We start from the raw sequence: 18819 nt of genomic DNA, 5'->3' as shown, positions 1-18819 counted from the left end.
GTTTACTTACTTTTCTTAATCTTTTGCTAGGCTTTGTAGAGCACAAATGGATAACCATAAATGGCAGCCCTACTAGTAAGCCGCTGCGAGATACATTAATGGTTTGGTGTTGTTATTAAAATCACATTAATAATAAGGATTTTTCGATGCTTGACCTGCCTTTAGGATTGAATTTACGTATTGCAGCGGAAGCAGATACCCCTTTTCTTGCGCAACTGTACCGAACAACGCGGCAAGACTTACAGCAAATCAATCAAAACGAAGAGTTCTTAGATGCGTTTATTAATATGCAGTTTAATGCGCAGAAAACTGGCTATAGTCAGCAATTTCCAAATGCTATTTACTGGGTTGTCGAGCTGCACGATTTGGCAATAGGTAAGGTTACATTGGATTTCACTTCCGATTTGGTTCATCTCATTGATTTCGCAATCGACCCCAAATTCCAAAATAAGGGGTACGGACAAGCGGTTGTTCAATCGTTGCAAATGGCAGCGCAAAAGGTGGCGGCGCCGTTGCTTATTAGCGTAGCGAAAGATAATTACTTAGGTGTAAAACTGTATAAGCAGTTGGGGTTCACTTTCGATGCTTCTTCTCCTTCTGCAATGTACCAGCGCATGATTTGGTACCCAGAATCCATCAAACAATATTCATTCTCTTAATAACAAGGAAAGCGTATGACCGAATTAACGTTATCAATAGCCAAAAAGCTAGAGGGAAAAACCGTTACTTTGTCGGGCGATACTTTAGACGAAAGTGTGCAAGCGAAAGTTGCCGAGGTTACACAAAACACCTCAAATGGCGACGAGTGGGAATGTTTTAGTGTGATTCTTGATTTAGGCGAAGCCCCGCCAGAGTTTAATCAAGGCGTTTATGCCTTTGATTCCGATGAGTACAAGAATGAAAATATTTTTGTGAGCCCTAATAGCTTTACAGAGTGTGAAATTGTTGTCTCTAGAAAGATAGTAAAAAATTAATTGATGCGAGTTAATTATTTAACATGAGTTAAATAACGGAGAGCACTATGTCAGAACCTTTTTTAGCAGAAGTCAAGGTGGTTGGCTTTAATTTCGCCCCGCGCGGCTGGGCCTTTTGCGATGGGCAAATAATGCAGATTAGCCAGAATCAATCGCTCTACTCTTTATTGGGCACAAATTATGGTGGTGATGGTCGTACGTCGTTTGCTCTGCCCGACATACGTGGCCGTACACCTATTCATAGAACCGATGGCCACGCGTTGGGGCAGAAGGGCGGCAGTGAAGTTGTAACGCTTACAGCTGCTCAAATTCCAGCACATAATCATGCTGTAAAGGCTAGTACTAGCGCGGCAAACGTGTTGCCTGTTGGCGATACTGCCGTTTTAGCGGATACCAGTAGAGACCTTTATGCCGACGCAAGCCCCGCTAATTTAGCTGCGTTAAATAGCGGCACCATCGCTAATACTGGCGGAGGCCAAGCGCATAATAATATGCAACCTTATTTAACGTTAAGTTACTGCATTGCCCTGCAAGGGCTCTTTCCTTCTAGAAATTAACAGGAGTTATTTATGTCAGAACCCTATGTTGGAGAGATCCGAATGTTCGCTGGAACCTTCGCCCCTAGAGGCTGGGCTTATTGCGACGGACAGTTATTAGCCGTTTCCCAAAATGATGTATTGTTTTCATTGTTGGGTACTATTTACGGGGGGGATGGGCGCACAACATTTGGCTTGCCAGATTTGCGTAGTCGAATTCCATTGCACCAAGGAATCGGCCCTGGGCTTAGCCCAAGGCGACTAGGCTCAAGGGGCGGATCAGAAAGTGAAACGTTAACCGCTAACCAACTCCCAAGCCATTCCCACGATTTCCACGCTTCTAGCAGCTCCAGTACCGAGGAGGTGCCGGTTGGGCGGGTGGTGGCCGACACAACTCAAACAGGGCTTAGGTACTTAAATAATAGTACACCAGACTCTAATTTTAGTAGTGCAGCAATTGATAGTACCGGCGGTAGTCAACGCCATACTAACCTAATGCCGTCGCTCTGCATTCACTATATTGTCGCGCTTATGGGCATCTACCCAACGCGTAGTTAGGAGAAATACACATGTCTGAACCATTTATTGCAGAAGTGCGAATATTTGCGGGTAGCTTCGCGCCTAGAGATTGGGCGTTTTGTGACGGCCAATTGCTGCCCATTGCGAACAATGCAGCGTTGTTCTCATTGATTGGCACCACCTATGGTGGAGACGGTCGCGCTACAGTAGGCTTACCAAATTTACAAGGGCGCGCAGCTATGCATCCTGGGCGAGGGCCTGGTTTGACTGCTCGGCGCTTGGGGGAGAGAGTAGGCGTCGAAACTGTGACGCTAAACGAGGCTCAAATACCATCGCATACCCATCAATTACGGGGTAGCTCCAGTGCTGGCGCTGAGACAGTCCCTAGCCCCACGGCTTCTATGGCTCAGCCCCGTGGCGGTAGAATTTACAATAATCAAGCACAAACTCAACCCCTAGAATCATTGGCAAGCCTAGCCGCAGGGGATACAGGGGGTAGTCAGTCACACAATAATATGCAGCCCTATATTGCTATGAATTTTATTATTGCATTAATGGGCTTATATCCAAGTAGAAGCTAAACTGAATATGTACGTTTAACGCGTTAGCCATATTTATAGGCTAACGCTTTGTTTGAATTATTTAGGTTGGGCCTCTAATTCGTATCAATAATCTGCTTGTTCTTAAAAAACGCGCAAAAGTTATGGCAAGCTCAGTTGCCTTTTTTGCGTGCATACTTTTTTCATGTGCCATCTCGGTAAGTTTTGCGATAGAGCAAGGCTTTGCTGGTAACTATTTCTCGCCATTCGAAACAGAGGTTCGTCTCGAAAACGCTTATTACAAAGTAGAGCAAGCGCAGAGAATAATTCTTAAAACGGGTGCAAATACATCTGTGGCCGCTGTGCTAGCTATTTCAAACAACATTCAAAAAGCGCAGCTTATTTTTTCTGGCGATAGTTTTAACTATTACCTATTACTGATTGAAAATAGCTTTGACTCTACATACCAACAAGTATTAGCTAGCCCTTTAGCACTGCTCGCGCAGCCAGATATATACCTTAAAAGAACAAATGAACCGTTTGCCACAACGCGGGAGTTAAAGGCCGCGCCAAGTGGTGTCGAAAAGAATACCGAAAAGAATGCTGAAAAGAGTACAGATGCAAAACCTGTAAATTCTAATCATTCAGTAATGAATAACGCTAGGCAAAAGGTACAACCCGTGAATATTGCCATCATAGATGATGGAATATTACTTAAGCATCCTGCGTTGGCGCACATCACCCCACTATTTAGTTATGACGTTCAATCGCAAAGCTTAGATGCACAACACAAAACTAAACTAGATGGGCATGGTACTCGAATTGCCGGGGTTCTATTTGCTAAAGACGCAAGCAACCGAGTAAGTGGTATGGCCGCCGATGCCAACCTAATTGCTATCCGCTCGCCCAGTGGGTGGACGTCCGAAACGTTACTTAGTTTACAGCTCGCGCAATTAGCGGGCGCGGACCTAATTAACTGTAGTTGGGATATGGTAGTACTGGTGGAACCTATTGCCGATGCTATTCGCCATTTAAGCATGAATGGCCGCGAAGGAAAGGGCACGGTGGTGGTGTTTTCTGCTGGTAACGATGGTCAGCACATACACAAAAGCATGGTTAATATTGCTGCCAGCGGAGCGCTGTTGGTGGGGGCGCTAGGTACTTCCGGCGCGCCGCTTGTATCCAGCAATTACGGTGAAGGCGTAAATGTGTGGGCCAACGGCCAAAAAGTAATCACGCTCTCTAAGCGAGGTGGTTACAGTGTCGTTGCGGGCACTTCATTGGCAGCCGCAACAACCACCGGCATGGCGGCACAAATAATGGCTGCTGATTCATCGCTTGATACTAGTCAAATTATTGTAGCGTTAACCAAGAAAGCAGAAATCGACAAAACAACTAATAACGGCAAGATAAATAAAAATGATTGAATCACCCGATGAGCAAACAAACACTTTTGATTTTACTTGTGAATATTCCAGTAACTTACCCGAGTTGCTTAGCGCACTAAATATATCCATTGCGTTTACTTCGTACCAAGCTGGTCGCTTGATGGTGGTAAGAAGCGACGAAAAAAGTATTGATGTGAATTATAAAAATTTTCCCCGCCCAATGGGGTTATGCAGCACCGAAAGTGGGTTAACTCTGGGTACCTTTGCCCAAATTATCAATTTCCATCGAGCCGATAATCTTATCGATCAATTAAAGGCCCCTCTGCCTTCTATTCAAGATGATATTACAGCCCCGCGTATTCACCCTAAAGAGCAGGAAGGGGGCGATAGTGCAGGTGCGCTCGAGGTAATGAGCGAGTTAGATAGTGAACAAGAAGAACGGCACTCAGAACAGCTTAGACTGCAGCAAGAGCGACAGAAAAAATTACACGAAGGCGTCGACCCGCGTGTAGACAGTTGTTTTATTACGCGCTCCAGCCACTACACCGGCATGATCAATCTACATGATATTGATTGGGGGGATGAAGGGCTATGGGTTGTTAACTCCAGCTTCTCGTGCCTGTGCACGCTAGACCCAGATTACAGCTTTGTACCGCGCTGGAAGCCACATTTTATTACCGCCCTAGTGCCAGAAGACCGCTGCCACTTAAATGGCATGACCTTAAAAGACGGAAAGCCCGCCTACGTAACCACGTTTTCTACCTTCGATGAGCCGGGGTTGTGGCGAAAGGGCGATAAATTTAATGGCACGCTAATGAGCGTAGATGGCAACGAAATACTCATTCGCAATTTAGTTATGCCACATTCGCCGCGCTTTTATCAAGATAGCGTCTATTATTGTAATTCGGGCCTTGGGCTTTTTTGTAAATATAACCCTCGTACGGGTGATGAAGAGATAATTGCCGAGCTACAGGGTTTCACTCGCGGTGTCGACTTTTATGGCTCACTTGCGTTTGTTGGGTTATCTAAGGTACGTGCGGGCAACGTATTACATGCGCCGCCCCTAGCTACAAAATACGATGAAACATTTTCTGGGATATGGCTCATCGATTTAAGCACCAATAGCACTATTGGTTATATTAAATTTACCGGCAACGTCGACCAAATTTACGATATTGCCGTTATACCTAATTGTAAGTTCCCAGAGATTTTGGAGCCGTCGCATCCGCGAATGCGCAACCATTTTTGTATTCCACTATAAAATCTTATTAGAGGCCTAGGTATATGAGCCACCCCAAAAAGCCATCGTTAGCAAAAGCCGGTTTTAAAAAAGCGTTACGAGCCACCTTGCCGGCCATCGCGTTGTTTGCGGGTGGCGCTGGTGGTGCTGGTGGTGCTTTTGCCTCTATCAGAAATGCTAGTCAGTCACCGGTATCTAGCCGACGTGCTATCTCTAGCGTCGGGCCGCTAAGTACTGCGGTGCACCCATTACCCAGTACACTGGGTAATACTATTACTCCGTTGCCTCAAAAGCCGGCGCGGTCTGCGTTTGCCGTTTTTGGGGCTGGGGGTAGCGTAGGTAAACAGAGTGCCAATAAAAATGTTGCTAGTACTGCGGTGAAATTTCTACTTGAGCAGCAATTGCTAAATCAGAAAGTAGACGGCAATGCCACTGTCAAAATCGCGTCTACTTCGGGGGATAACGATGCTAGCCGTAGGCGGTTTGCTCATACTTTAGGTACAGCAACTCCATTTTCCGCTTTGGTTTGCGGTGAACCAGGTTACGATACATTTGTGTTCAGTGGTGCGAATTCTGCTAATACTTTTTGTTCTGTTAGCGGGCCTGGTGGATTGACTAACGGCACAAACCTCGCCCAATGCCAAGCGTTACACGATGCCTGTAACGCCCCAGGGCACGGTGCAGCGAACAATGCCCCAACGGTATCCAATGCCCCCACAGACGTCACCGTAACCGAAGATACAGCCAGCAACCTCGATCTATCATCGCTGGTCTTTGCGGATAGCGATGGCGATAGCCTAACTGTCACACTCGCGGTTTCAGCAGGCACCATGGCCGCGTCGACAGCTGGAGGTGTTACTGTCGGTGGTTCAGGAACGGGCACTCTCACCTTAGCTGGCACTGCGGCAAATATTAATACGTATCTTGATACCACAAGTAATATTCAATACACGAGTGCGGCCAATGCAAATGGTGATAATGCCGCTACACTCACCATTACACCCAACGATGGGACGGAAAATGGTACTGCCGCAAACATTAATATCGACATCACCGCGGTTAACGATGACCCATCAGCTACGGGCGTTCCCACCGATATCACGGTTACTGAAGAGAGCGCGAGTAATTTCGAGCTGTCCGCAATTAGCTTCTCCGATGTGGATTCCTCTGGAAACGTCACCGCCACTATAACCGCTAGCAGCGGTACTTTTGCTGCCAGTTCGGGTGGCAGCGTTACCATTGGTGGATCTGGCACCGGTACTTTGACTCTGACTGGGACCATCGCCAACATCAACACCTATTTGGATACCGCCAGCAATATACAATACACCGGTGCCTCAAATGTAAGCGGCAACGATGCGGCGACAGCCGGCCTGACGGTGAACGATGGTGATGGTTCAGGCAATGTGAGCGTGGGCACAATCAATATTGATATCACGGATGTAAACGACGAACCCACACTCACGGCAACAGCCAGTAACCCAACCTTCACCGAAGGTGGCGCAGCGGCGAGTTTATTTAGCGGATCATCCGCGAGCACGATAGAATCTGGCCAAACTTTAACTGGCTTTACTTTAACTGTTACCAATGTGACGGATGGCAGTAACGAGCGGTTAAATGCCGATGGCACAACTATTGTACTTACCCATGGTACAAGCGGTACAACGGCCAGTAATAGTTTGAGCTATAGCGTTATGGTAATAGGCACAACCGCAACAGTAAGTTTTAGTGGAGGCACCGTTTCTACTGCAGCCACACAAACGTTAATAGATGCGCTTAGTTACCAAAACAATAGTAATTCCCCCAGCACTTCTAACCGCGTAGTGACGTTAACCAGTTTAACCGATAGCGGTTCGAACGCTGGGGCAAACGATAACACCGCATCCTTGGCCATAGCTTCCACGGTAACCGTTACCGAAACAAATGATGAGCCTACACTCACGGCTACAGGCAGTAACCCCACCTTTACCGAAGGCGGCGCGGCGGCGAGTTTATTTAGTGGGGCATCGGCAAGTACTGTGGAATCGGGCCAGACCCTTACAGGCTTTGCCTTAACGGTCACTAATGTATCCGACGGCAGTAGTGAAATTCTAAATGCAGATGGCACTGCCATTACGCTAACCAATGCGAACAGCGGCACCACCGCAACCAACAGTTTAAGTTACAGTGTAAGCGTAAGTGGTTCTACAGCAACGGTGACGTTCAGTGGTGGCACGCTGTCTACTGCTGCAACACAAACATTAATTGATGCGCTGAGTTATCAAAATAATACGGCAGACCCTAATACGTCTAACAGGGTTATCACGCTAACCAGTTTAACTGATAGTGGTTCGAATACTGGGGCTAACGATAACGTTGCAGCGTTAGCGGTAGCTTCTACCGTCACGGTCACTGCAGTAAATGATGAACCAACTCTTACCGCAACGGGCAGCAACCCAACCTTCACCGAAGGCGGCGCGGCGGCGAGTTTATTCAGTGGTGCTGCAGCAAGTACCATTGAGGCCGGTCAAACCTTAACGGGCTTTACTTTAACTGTGACCAATGTTTCGGATGGGAGTAACGAGCGGTTAAATGCCGATGGCACAACTATTGTGCTTACCCATGGTACAAGCGGTACTACTGCCAGTAATAGCTTGAGCTACAGTGTTGTAGTGATTGGCACTACTGCTACAGTGAGTTTTAGCGGAGGCACCGTTTCTACTGCAGCCACACAAACATTAGTAGATGCACTTAGCTATCAAAATAATAGTAACGACCCAGATACCACCAATAGAGTTGTTACGCTTACAAGCTTAACTGATAGCGGCTTGAACACAGGCGCCAACGATAACACCGCGTCGTTAGCATTAGCTTCCACCGTAACCGTGACGGCATTAAATGACGAGCCGACATTAACTGCCACTGGTAGTAACCCAACCTTTACCGAAGGCGGCGCAGCGGCCAGTTTATTTAGTGGGTCGGCTGCTAGCACTGTTGAATCGGGCCAAACCCTAACTGGTTTCACTTTAACCGTTACAAACCTAGCCGATGGTTCAAGCGAAATTTTAAATGCAGACGGTACCGCTATTGCGCTAACAGATACAAATAGTGGCACCACCGCAACCAACAGCTTAAGTTACAGCGTAAGCGTGAGCGGTACTACAGCAACCGTAACGTTTAGTGGCGGCACTGTTTCTAGTGCTGCGACGCAAACGTTAATAGATGCGTTGAGCTACCAAAATAACAGCGCCACGCCTGATGTGGCGAATCGAGTTATTACGTTAACCAGCGTTACCGATAGTGGTTCTAATACTGGCGCCAACGATAATGTGGCTGCGCTGGCTCTCGCATCAACTGTTGCAGTTGAATCTATCGACGATGATGGCGATTTAACGGCAGGCAGCGGTGTAAGTGAGCCGGTTAACTTGGGCTACTCTGCCGACACGGTTGGTGAAGCTGTAAATGTTTTTGATTTTACACTCAGTGACGGTGGTGCAAGCGACAGTTTTGATTTGAATATATCTGAAGTGGTTATTCATGTGGCGGGCACTTCGAGCGATACAGAAAGAGCTGCAATAGTGTGGCGCTTAAACGGAGATGACGCTGCAAATGTGACCGGTACTTATAGCGCTGTTGCAGATACCATTACGTTTACAGGCTTGTCGCTGGTTGTTAGTAATGGCGATAGCGAAACCTATACCGTTAACGCGTATTACAGCGATAACACAATAGTAACGCACGGTAATACTATTGAGCTGAGCCTCGATGGAGATACAGATCTAACCGTTGATAGCGGCACACAAATGGGTGCGACATCGGCAGTAGATAACGACACGGGCTTAATTATTATTGATGATATTGCGCCGGTCACTACTTCGGTAAATGTACCGGCGAATGCAACGTATGCTGCATCGAGTAATTTAGATTTTACCGTTAACTTTAACGATACTGTTTTTGTAACTACTGGTAGCGGAACGCCTCGTTTGGAATTAACGGTGGGGGCTACAACGCGTTACGCAAATTATTTATCTGGTTCAGGTTCTTCGGCGCTTTTATTTAGGCATGTAACGCAAATTGGTGACGAAGATACAGATGGCATTAATGTAAATGGAAGTTTGCAGCTAAATGCTGGCACCGTGACAGACTCGGCGGGCAATACTGTAGATGTTACGCTAAATTCTGTTGGTAGCCTTGCTGCAGTATTGGTTGATGGTATTGCGCCAACGCTTGCCGAAGTAACCGCAGTAACAACGCCAGCTAACGATTCCACCCCGAGTGTAACTTTCTCTACTACCGAGGCGGGCACGCTAGCAATAAGTGGCAGCTGTGGCAGTGCAAGTGAAGGTGCGGTTGCGTCGGGTAATAACACTATTAGCCTTACGCAAACGGATAACAGCACGGCTTTAGCTGCAGGCACTTATTCAGATTGTACGGCAACCGTTACCGATGCCGCAGGCAACACAAGCAGTGCATTAACGTTAACTAGCTTTACTATCGATTTAACTGCGCCAACCGTTGCAGAAGTTACCGCTGTAACTACCCCAGTAAATGACTCGACACCTGATGTTACTATTTCGACAACCGAGGCGGGCACGCTTGCCGTAGGTGGTAGCTGTGGCAGTGCAAGCGAAGGTGCGATTACTTCGGGCAACACCACTATTACGCTTACGCAAGCCGACAACAGTACCGCGTTTACTGCAGGCACGTATTCCGATTGTACAATTACCGTTACCGATGCTTCGGGTAATGCTAATACGCCGGTAACGCTTACGAGTTTTACTGTCGATTTAACTGCGCCCACCGTTGCCGAAGTAACAGCCGTTACAACGCCAGGCAATGACACCACACCCAATGTAACTATCTCTACAGATGAAGCAGGTACATTAGCGGTAGGTGGCAGTTGTGGTAGTGCAAGCGAAGGTGCAATTACCTCGGGCAATTCCACTATTGCGCTAACTCAAGCCGACAATAGTTCACCATTAACTGCAGGCACTTACGCAGATTGTACAATTACCGTTACTGATGCCTCTGGTAATGTAAATACCGCGTTAACGCTTACGAGTTTTGAAATTGACTTAACCGCGCCAACGCTTGTCGAAGTAGCCGCAGTAACAACGCCTACTAACGATTCCACCCCAAGTGTCACTTTCTCTACTACTGAGGCAGGTACGCTAGCAATAGGTGGCAGTTGTGGCAGCGCAAGTGAAGGTGCGGTTACGTCGGGTAACAACACCATTAGCTTAACGCAAACGGATAACAGCACGGTCTTAGCAGATGCAACCTATTCTAATTGTACTGCAACCGTTACCGATGCGGCTGGCAATACAAGCAGCGCTTTAGCATTAACAAGTTTTGTAGTTGATACAACCGCTGCAACCGTAGCGGAAGTGACAGCGGTGGTTACACCTGCAAACGACACAACGCCAGATGTAACTATTTCTACCACCGAAGCTGGCACCTTAGTAATGGGTGGCAGCTGTGGCAGCGCGAGTGCAGGCAGCATGAGTAGCGGCAACACAACTTTAACGCTTACTCAGGCAGATAACACCAGCCCACTTGCTGCGGGTACCTACAGCGATTGTACCGTGGCAGTTACAGATAGCTCGGGCAACACTAGCAACACCATTACCCTTACAGCATTTACAATCGATGTAGCCGCGCCAACACTTGCGGAAGTAACCGCGGTGGCAACCCCAGGTAACAATGCCATGCCTACAGTTACTTTCTCGTCTACCGAGGCGGGTACATTAAGTGTGGGTGGCAGTTGTGGCAGTGGTGATGAAGGCGCAATAACGTCTGGCAATAACACCATTACCCTTACACAGCCGGATAACAGCAGCGCGTTAATGAGCAATAGCTACAGCGACTGTACCCTTACGGTGGTGGATGCTTCATCGAACACCAGTAACGTGTTAACCATAAGCACATTTGTTGTGGATGTATCGGCACCCACGCTCGATACCAATTCATCACTAAGTGTGAGCGAAGGTGAAGCGGATGCAGTGATAAGCGCGACTAACCTCGCCGCTACAGATAACCTAAGTACCGCTGCGAATGTTACCTACACGGTGGCAGCTGCACCTGCTAACGGAACCTTGCGTTTAAGTGGCTCGGCATTAGCTAACAGCGGAACGTTCACCCAAGACGACATTGCAAATAACCGCCTCACTTACGATCACGACGGCGGTGAAACCACTAGCGACAGTTTCACATTTAGTCTTGCGGATGGTTTGAGTAATGTGAATAACAACAGCAGCGCTAACTTTAGTTTTGCCATTAGTGTTGCTGCACAAAACGATGCACCGCAAACCACCGACGACGCAGAAACAACGGATGAAGACAACGCCGTAATGGTTGATGTGCTTGCTAACGATGCCGATTCCGATGACGCCATCAACGCGGCGAGTGTAACAATCGTATCTGCGCCAAGTAATGGTTCTACCAGTATTAACACCGCCACCGGCGTAATTACTTATACACCTGCAGCCAACTTTAACGGTGGCGATAGCTTTACCTACACCGTGCAAGATGCAACGGGTGCGACGTCGGCTGCTGCTACCGTTTCTATTACTATTAATTCCGTAAACGATGCACCGGTTGCCGCGAGCGATGTGATTTCGACAGATATCAACACGGCCGTATCAATTAACGTAATAGCTAACGATACCGATGTAGACACAGCAGATGCACCTGATGCCAACACCCTTGTGGTGGTGAATAACGCAAGCAACGGCAGCGCCGTGGTATCTGCGGGGCAAATTGTTTACACCCCAACCAACGGCTTTGTTGGCAACGATTCATTTACTTACACCGTGGACGATAGCAACGGGGCAACCTCAAATACAGCGACGGTAACGGTGACGGTTATCGACCCCAACGTTGTACCTGTAGCCAGTAACGATACTGCAACTACCGATGAAGATACCGCAGTAGAAGTAAATGTATTGGCCAACGACAGCGATGGTGACGGCAGCTTAGTTGCAAGCTCTGTGGCTGTAGCCACGGCACCTAGCAACGGCAGCACAAGCGTGAACGTTGCTACGGGTGCAATTACCTATACGCCAAGCGTCAACTTTAATGGCAGCGATTCGTTTACTTACACCGTAGAAGACAACCTAGGTGCCGCATCGGCAGCAGCAACCGTTACCATTACCGTTGCAAGCGTGAACGATGCGCCGGTGGCGGTAGACGATACGGTAAGCTTGCTGGAAGATGCCTCGCTTATGATTAACGTGTTAGGTAACGACAGTGATGTGGATGGCTCGCTTGCAGCCAGTTCGGTAGCGGTAATAAGCGGGCCGGCTTCAGGCTTTGTGGCAGTAGACCCAGCTAATGGCAGCGTAACTTATACACCGCTAGATGATTATGCCGGCAACGATAGTTTCACCTATCAAGTGAATGATAACGATGGCGCTGCGTCTAATATCGCAACCGTAACGTTAACTATCGACCCCGTTAATGATGCGCCGCTAGCCAATAATGACAGTGCCGATGTGGTGATTGGTGTAGATAAAATTATTAACGTGTTAGTTAATGATGACGATATCGATGGCACCTTAGAGCCAGCTAGCATAGTTGTTACACAACAACCCGTGCAGGGCACTTTAGTGAATAACAACGATGGCACGCTAACCTATAGCGCAAATCAAACAGTCGATGTAACGAGTGGTGATAGCTTTAGTTATACCATTGAAGATAACAGCGGTGCTGTGTCTAACGCGGCTAACGTGCAAATACAATTTGTGCCCGCTGCCGCACCGGCTGTATCGGGTACGCCCGATGCCGATGTGGAAGAAGACGGCAGCTACAGCTTTACACCCGATGTAACAGTAGGCGATAGCAATTTTAACCTTACCTACAGCGTAACAAATGCGCCCAGTTGGCTAAGCGTTAACCCTGTAACCGGCGCATTAACCGGTGAGCCCGGTGCTAACGATGTGGGTGTGTTTAATAATATTAAGTTAAATGTTACTGATGGTGTAAACACTGTGGCCTTACCTGCGTTTAACTTAACAGTGGTGGCCAGAGTGGATAGCGACAGCGATACCATAACCGATTACCAAGAGGGCAAAGATGGCACAGACCCAATGGATGGATCGGACTACCTGGATGTTACCCCGCCACAAATTACAGCGCCCAGCAATATTATTTTGGATGCCGTAGCGCTGTTTACCAACGTAACCACTTCGCAGTTGTTGGGGCTGGCGGCCGACGCCGATACCGCAGAAATCGATGCCGCCATGGCTGCATTAGTAAGCGATAACGTGGATGGCCAAGGCTGCTGCGATTTGTACCCCAAAGGCGCAATAGTGGATAGTTACAAATTAGCGCCCGGCGAAAACAATATTGTGTGGCAAGCCACCGACAACAAAAACAACGTGGCGGAAGTCACCCAAAAAGTTTATATACGCCCGTTAGTGTCGCTAAGTAAAGACACAACAAACGTGGAAGGTGGTGTGGCGAAAATTGGCATAGTACTTAACGGTAAAGCGCCTTTTTATCCGCTGCAAATTCCCTACATTATTGATGTGTCCAGTACTGCTACCTCTGCAGATCACGACTTAGTTGCAGGTATTGCTACATTTAATAGCGGCGCAACCAGTGTGCAGTTAATGGTAAATATTACCGCAGATGGTATTGCCGAAAACGACGAGCAATTAATTGTGCGACTAGACGATAGAACAACCAATGCGCAAGACTTAACAAATGGTTTTGAAGCCGATATTTACGACATAAATGCCGGTGCGCGAACCGTGCACACCTTAACCATTGTGGAACGCAATATTGCACCGCAGGTGGCACTGGTTGCTAAACAAAACGGCGTGGCAACATTATTGGTAAGCCCCAACGGTGGCCCAGTAACGGTTAGCTCTACGGTGGTGGATGCAAACGTAGGCGATACCCATACCTACAGTTGGGCAACGCGCAGAGGCAACCTAGTGGATACAGATGGCGATACAAGTAATGGCTTGTTCGTATTTAGCCCAAGCGGTTTAGCGAACGGCGCTTACAAGCTTTCGCTTACCGTTACCGACAGTGGTGGCGCAGTGGATACCGAAACAATAAATGTTGTTGTAGTACCTGCGCCGCCGGTTTTATCCGCCGCTGTAGATACCGATAACGATGGCATAGATGATGAAACCGAAGGCACCGCCGACACCGACGGCGATGGCATTTCTGATTATCTCGATAACATTGATGCACCCAACGTACTGCCAGAAACGGTAAATGAAACCGATTCCTTCTTAATAGAATGTGACCCTGGTGTGCGTTGCCGCTTAGGCCAGTTTGCATTAGCTGGGCGCTCTGGTGGTGCGCGTTTAGATAAACAAGATATAGCGCAACAAGAAGACTTAATTGAAGATACCGACTTTGCACTACAGAGCGATTTATTCGACTTTGAGGTGGCAGATCTACCCAGCGAAGGGCAATCGGTGAGTGTTGTTATTCCTCAGCAAATGGCCATACCTGCAAACGGTGTATACCGTAAATTTAACAATGGTGTGTGGTCTACGTTTGTGGAAGATGCAAACAACAGTCTACACAGCGCCGCAGGCGAGTTGGGCTACTGCCCACCTCCAGGGGATGCATCTTGGCAAGCGGGGCTAATACAAGGTAGCTATTGTGTGCAGCTTACCATTGAAGACGGCGGCCCCAACGATGCCGACGGTATTGTAAATGGCTCTGTGGAAGACCCCGGTGGCATTGCTGTACAAAACTCGCAATCGGTGAGCACACGCGGTAGTGGTGGTGGCAGTTTAGCGCCCGTGCTTGTGGTATTGCTTGGTGGCTTGGCGTGGGCTAACAGAAAAAAACGCACCGCTAGCACACGCAATAAAAGTAAAAACAACACGCATAAAAAAATCGCCGCGTCTGTTGCTACTGCCGTTGCACTAAGTTTGCCAAGCGAAAAAACGCAGGCATTAGATTGGCAAAATATTGTGCAAAACAGTTTTGGCGAAGTAAGTATTAGCCGAGCCAGTGGCTCCCATAATAAAAGCGATTTTGTGACGGGCATGGCTGCCGACGGCTTAGTTGTAACCCCCACAAAATACGATACGGCCAGTACCGCGTTTCATTTTATGTTGGGGTACAACTACAACGAACATCTCGCAGCAACAGTGGGCTACTTAGACCTAGGTAAAATTGCTGTCGATTTTGACGTGCCATCGGGTAATAGCAGCGCACTGCCCACCGCACTAAAAAATAATTACCCACATACCGGTTCGGGGCTAACCCTAGGTGCTAGGTATACTGCACAAGTTATGCAACCCCTAATGGGCTACGCAGAGTTGGGCGCGTTTGTTTGGCAAGGTGAAGTTGTATCGGTAGAAGGCATTGCCGATACCGAATTGGAAGGTAGCATAGACCCGTACTTCGCTTTAGGTGCATCACTGCCACTCAATAAAGACGCGCAAATAGGCATTAAATATCAGTACCACACCCTCGATGGGCAGGGTGTTTCATTGACGGGTGTTATGGTAAAAATTAATTTTTAAGTCTCTAAGTTTTATACAAAAAGCACTTGTACCACACCGCTTTTGGGGGGATACGAGTGCTTAGTACACCATCGTCCAACACCATAATGGCAGTAGCTTTTTTCTTCGTGTTTAATACATTCTGCGGTTTACTGGATTTACACTAAAGACTTTGTAGCGTGCTATGCTGGCATCTTGATCACTAGCTACAACGGTTTTTGCGTTACCAGCCTCAATATAAAAAGACATTTAAACTTACCGCTATAGTCTGCCTAGTTATGCATTCTCAAGAAACCTCATCACCGTTTGAAGATGACCTTCCTGCTTTAATTGACGCCATATATCGCGCGGAGTCTCGCCGTATATACGCCACGCTTATTCGGCTAATAGGAGACATGCAATTGGCAGAAGAGGCTATGCACGACGCCTTTCATGTCGCCTTGAGTCAATGGCAGGATAAAGGCATACCGGATAATCCGCGTGCTTGGTTGGTATCTACCGCCCGCTTTAAGGCTATCGACCAGTTGCGGCGGCAAACTCATTTAGCTGAGACTCTAGAGGCTATTACGCCCCTTAGCGACAGTGAAGCGCTGGATTGGGATGGCGATATTATTGAGGATGATCAACTTCGCTTGATTTTTACCTGCTGCCATCCCGCGCTAGACCCCAAGTTACAAATCCCGCTCACTTTAAGAGAGGTGTGTGGCCTAACCACTGAAGAGATCGCTAGTGCGTATTTAGTAACCCCATCGACAATGGCACAGCGTATTGTTCGAGGAAAGGCCAAGATTCGTGATTCAAAACTTCCCTTCGAAATTCCTGAACGCTCGCAGTTGGCGCAGCGCTTAGATGCAGTACTAGCTGTTGTGTATCTTCTGTTTAATGAAGGCTACTCGGCCACTAAAGGTGATACTTTGCTTAGAGTGGAGCTGTCATCAGAAGCGATTCGATTATCGCGGCAGTTGCTGGAGCTAATGCAAGATAGCGAGATAGAAGGTCTGCTTGCACTTATGCTGCTGCATCAGTCACGTAGTGCCAGTAGAACAAATTCTGCTGGTGATATTATTTTGCTAGAGGATCAAGACCGAAGTCTATGGGCGAAAGACTTGATAGATGAGGGACGATTTAGAGTCGGCCGCGCTTTCGTTCTCGGGTCGGTGGGGTTCTATACTTTACAGGCGGCTATTTCAGCTTGCCATGCACAGGCGCCCACTTGGTTGGAAACTGACTGGCAACAGATTGTTCAGCTGTATGAGGCTCTGTCGCAGGTCGACCCATCTCCTATCGTGGAGCTCAACAAAGCAGTCGCAGTCTCAATGCTTGAAGGGGCAGAAGCTGGGTTGAAGATCATTACACAATTGATCCGCGGTCAAGAGTTGGAGCAGTATCACTTGCTCCACGCTGCTCACGGCGAATTGCTGAGCCGAACTGGGGAACTAATGGGCGCTCGTTCGGCTTTTGAGCGAGCGTTGTCGCTAACGAATCAGGAGGCCGAGCGACGGGTGTTAAAACTAAAGATGAGTAGGCTCGACGCCATTTAACTGGGCCAAAATGTTCCGGTCTTTTTACTCAGCAGTCTAGAGAGTATGTTGTTAGTGAGTAGCGATTAGATTGTCCCCAACTCCCCATTCTCAAACTTTGCTTAATTATTTTTACTTTTTATTGAGTTCTTTTGTCGAAATCAGCCGTTCCCGTTCGACTACTTGATAGCAACATAGAATTATTAACGCAAACAATGAGGAAAGAGTATGAGAGTTATGGTTATAGTCAAAGCGTCGCCTGATTCAGAAGCTGGCAAAATGCCCAGCGAAGAGCTAATGTCGGCCATGGGGCAGTTTAATGAAGGGTTAGTTAAAGCGGGGCTAATGGAAGCTGGTGATGGCCTAAAACCTTCGCGTGAGGGTTGGCGTGTTCGCTTTGAAGGCAAAGAGCGCACTTTGATCAAAGGGCCATTTGCTGAAACCAATGAGTTAATAGCAGGTTACTGGGTGTGGAATGTGGCATCGATGGAAGAGGCTTTGGATTGGGTGCAGAAGTGTCCAAACCCAATGGAAAATGAAGTCTCGGACATTGAAATTCGCCCCTTTTTCGAAATGGACGATTTCGCTGAACAGGATACTGGTGGCGAGCTGGGCAAGCACGAGGAAGAGTTGCGCTCGGCCATCGCTGTTCAGAAATCGAACGTTACCAGCTACTTGTTCTTTGCTGGGCGTTGCGAAGAAGCGTTAAGTTTTTATCAAAAACATCTAGGCGCTGTGCTTTCTTCGTCTTCCCGTTTTAGCGAATGCCCAGATCCTCTACCTCCAGAGCTACTTGAGGAGGGGTTCGACAATAAAATAATGCACTGCGAGTTCAAGATAGGGGATACCACTTTTTTTGCCTCCGACGGGTGCTCTTCTGCTGAAAAGCCTGGTGGATTTGGGCTCTCTATCGCTTTGAATACCGAGGAGGATGTGAGACGCATTTTTGGTGCGCTGGCAAGCGAAGGGGAAATTGTAATGCCGTTAGGAAAAACGTTTTTCTCGCCGTTATTCGGTCAGGTTAAAGATCCGTTTGGCGTTCAGTGGATGGTGTTGATTGCTGCAGACGCGGCGTCGGAGTAGGCGCAATGGTTGCGCTTAGTCCTCGCTTGCCGAGTCCGTCGAGAGAGCTGTCCATGACGCGTTATATTCATGCTCCGCCCGAACGAGTTTGGTCGGTATTTAAAGACCAGTTGTCGGAATGGTGGCAGCCAAAACCATTACGTACTGTTGTTCACTCTATCGAATGGCGTACGGGGGGGATTTTCGACACCACTATTTACGGGCCGAATGGTGAATCCCGTGTTCGTCGGGGATTGTTTTTAGAGGTTGCTCCCCAGCGACGCATTGTTTTTACCGATGCAATTTTCGCTGACAAGCCCTCGAGTTTGCCCTATACCCTTGGGGTAATTCGGTTTGCGGCCGATAGCGTCGGCACTCGTTATCGGCTAGCCGCGCAATTTTGGTGTACACCTTGTTCGCGGCAGCGTAGCGACACAAAATTGACCGACGCTTGGCGTCTCGCCGCCAAACAGTTCGCCGCACTAGCAGAAGCCAAAATTTAATGGATTTAGCTTTTGGGTGAGAAGCAAACCTTCGATTCACCTGCGGTGTACAACAAACTCAAGCCCATGATAATCCTGGCA

The 18819-nt window shown here is 48.0% G+C and carries 11 protein-coding genes; all 11 read left to right on the top strand.

What is annotated here, in order from left to right:
* Window positions 1–146: 146 nt before the first annotated feature.
* The 11 genes from SDE_RS17425 to SDE_RS17375 all read left to right on the top strand — a co-directional run bounded on the left by SDE_RS17425 (window position 147) and on the right by SDE_RS17375 (window position 18738).
* Complete coding sequence (locus SDE_RS17425) at window positions 147–659, top strand: GNAT family N-acetyltransferase (protein WP_011469801.1); 513 nt, start codon at window positions 147–149, stop codon at window positions 657–659.
* 15 nt (window positions 660–674) lie between these two features.
* Window positions 675–974 carry a DUF6916 family protein gene (locus SDE_RS17420; RefSeq protein WP_011469800.1) on the top strand — a complete coding sequence of 100 codons (300 nt, stop codon included), beginning with the start codon at window positions 675–677 and terminating at the stop codon, window positions 972–974.
* A gap of 47 nt (window positions 975–1021) precedes the next feature.
* The gene (locus tag SDE_RS17415) at window positions 1022–1531 is read left to right on the top strand and encodes a phage tail protein (RefSeq protein WP_011469799.1); all 510 of its coding nucleotides are present in this window, start codon (window positions 1022–1024) and stop codon (window positions 1529–1531) included.
* A gap of 12 nt (window positions 1532–1543) precedes the next feature.
* Window positions 1544–2068, top strand: coding sequence for a phage tail protein (locus SDE_RS17410; RefSeq protein ID WP_011469798.1), 525 nt, complete (start codon window positions 1544–1546; stop codon window positions 2066–2068).
* An 11-nt stretch (window positions 2069–2079) separates the two neighbouring features.
* On the top strand, window positions 2080–2610 hold the full coding sequence (locus SDE_RS17405; protein WP_011469797.1) for a phage tail protein: 531 nt from the start codon (window positions 2080–2082) through the stop codon (window positions 2608–2610).
* Between the two features lie 122 nt (window positions 2611–2732).
* Window positions 2733–3995 (top strand): S8 family peptidase, encoded by a 1263-nt coding sequence (locus SDE_RS21565; protein ID WP_011469796.1) that lies wholly within the window; start codon window positions 2733–2735, stop codon window positions 3993–3995.
* A complete protein-coding gene (locus SDE_RS17395) occupies window positions 3988–5217 on the top strand; it encodes a TIGR03032 family protein (RefSeq protein ID WP_011469795.1) in 1230 nt (409 codons plus the stop codon). The genes SDE_RS21565 and SDE_RS17395 overlap by 8 nt, the downstream gene beginning before the upstream one ends.
* 23 nt (window positions 5218–5240) lie before the next feature.
* Entirely contained in the window at window positions 5241–15674 is a 10434-nt protein-coding gene (locus tag SDE_RS17390) for a tandem-95 repeat protein (protein WP_011469794.1), read from the top strand.
* 257 nt (window positions 15675–15931) lie between these two features.
* Complete coding sequence (locus SDE_RS17385) at window positions 15932–17194, top strand: RNA polymerase sigma factor (protein ID WP_011469793.1); 1263 nt, start codon at window positions 15932–15934, stop codon at window positions 17192–17194.
* A gap of 207 nt (window positions 17195–17401) precedes the next feature.
* Window positions 17402–18256 (top strand): YciI family protein, encoded by an 855-nt coding sequence (locus SDE_RS17380; protein WP_011469792.1) that lies wholly within the window; start codon window positions 17402–17404, stop codon window positions 18254–18256.
* 53 nt (window positions 18257–18309) lie between these two features.
* On the top strand, window positions 18310–18738 hold the full coding sequence (locus SDE_RS17375) for an SRPBCC domain-containing protein (RefSeq protein ID WP_049762687.1): 429 nt from the start codon (window positions 18310–18312) through the stop codon (window positions 18736–18738).
* Window positions 18739–18819: the final 81 nt, after the last annotated feature.

The sequence above is a fragment of the Saccharophagus degradans 2-40 genome (assembly GCF_000013665.1).
GTDB lineage: Bacteria > Pseudomonadota > Gammaproteobacteria > Pseudomonadales > Cellvibrionaceae > Saccharophagus > Saccharophagus degradans.
The sequence above is the reverse complement of the archived record's forward strand: the minus strand, read 5'-3'. Positions and strand labels throughout refer to the sequence as shown.

Coding starts and splice junctions, on each gene's coding strand:
- SDE_RS17425 (WP_011469801.1), top strand. CDS start 147: ATGCTTGACCTGCCTTTAGGATTGAATTTACGTATTGCAGCGGAAGCA.
- SDE_RS17420 (WP_011469800.1), top strand. CDS start 675: ATGACCGAATTAACGTTATCAATAGCCAAAAAGCTAGAGGGAAAAACC.
- SDE_RS17415 (WP_011469799.1), top strand. CDS start 1,022: ATGTCAGAACCTTTTTTAGCAGAAGTCAAGGTGGTTGGCTTTAATTTC.
- SDE_RS17410 (WP_011469798.1), top strand. CDS start 1,544: ATGTCAGAACCCTATGTTGGAGAGATCCGAATGTTCGCTGGAACCTTC.
- SDE_RS17405 (WP_011469797.1), top strand. CDS start 2,080: ATGTCTGAACCATTTATTGCAGAAGTGCGAATATTTGCGGGTAGCTTC.
- SDE_RS21565 (WP_011469796.1), top strand. CDS start 2,733: ATGGCAAGCTCAGTTGCCTTTTTTGCGTGCATACTTTTTTCATGTGCC.
- SDE_RS17395 (WP_011469795.1), top strand. CDS start 3,988: ATGATTGAATCACCCGATGAGCAAACAAACACTTTTGATTTTACTTGT.
- SDE_RS17390 (WP_011469794.1), top strand. CDS start 5,241: ATGAGCCACCCCAAAAAGCCATCGTTAGCAAAAGCCGGTTTTAAAAAA.
- SDE_RS17385 (WP_011469793.1), top strand. CDS start 15,932: ATGCATTCTCAAGAAACCTCATCACCGTTTGAAGATGACCTTCCTGCT.
- SDE_RS17380 (WP_011469792.1), top strand. CDS start 17,402: ATGAGAGTTATGGTTATAGTCAAAGCGTCGCCTGATTCAGAAGCTGGC.
- SDE_RS17375 (WP_049762687.1), top strand. CDS start 18,310: ATGACGCGTTATATTCATGCTCCGCCCGAACGAGTTTGGTCGGTATTT.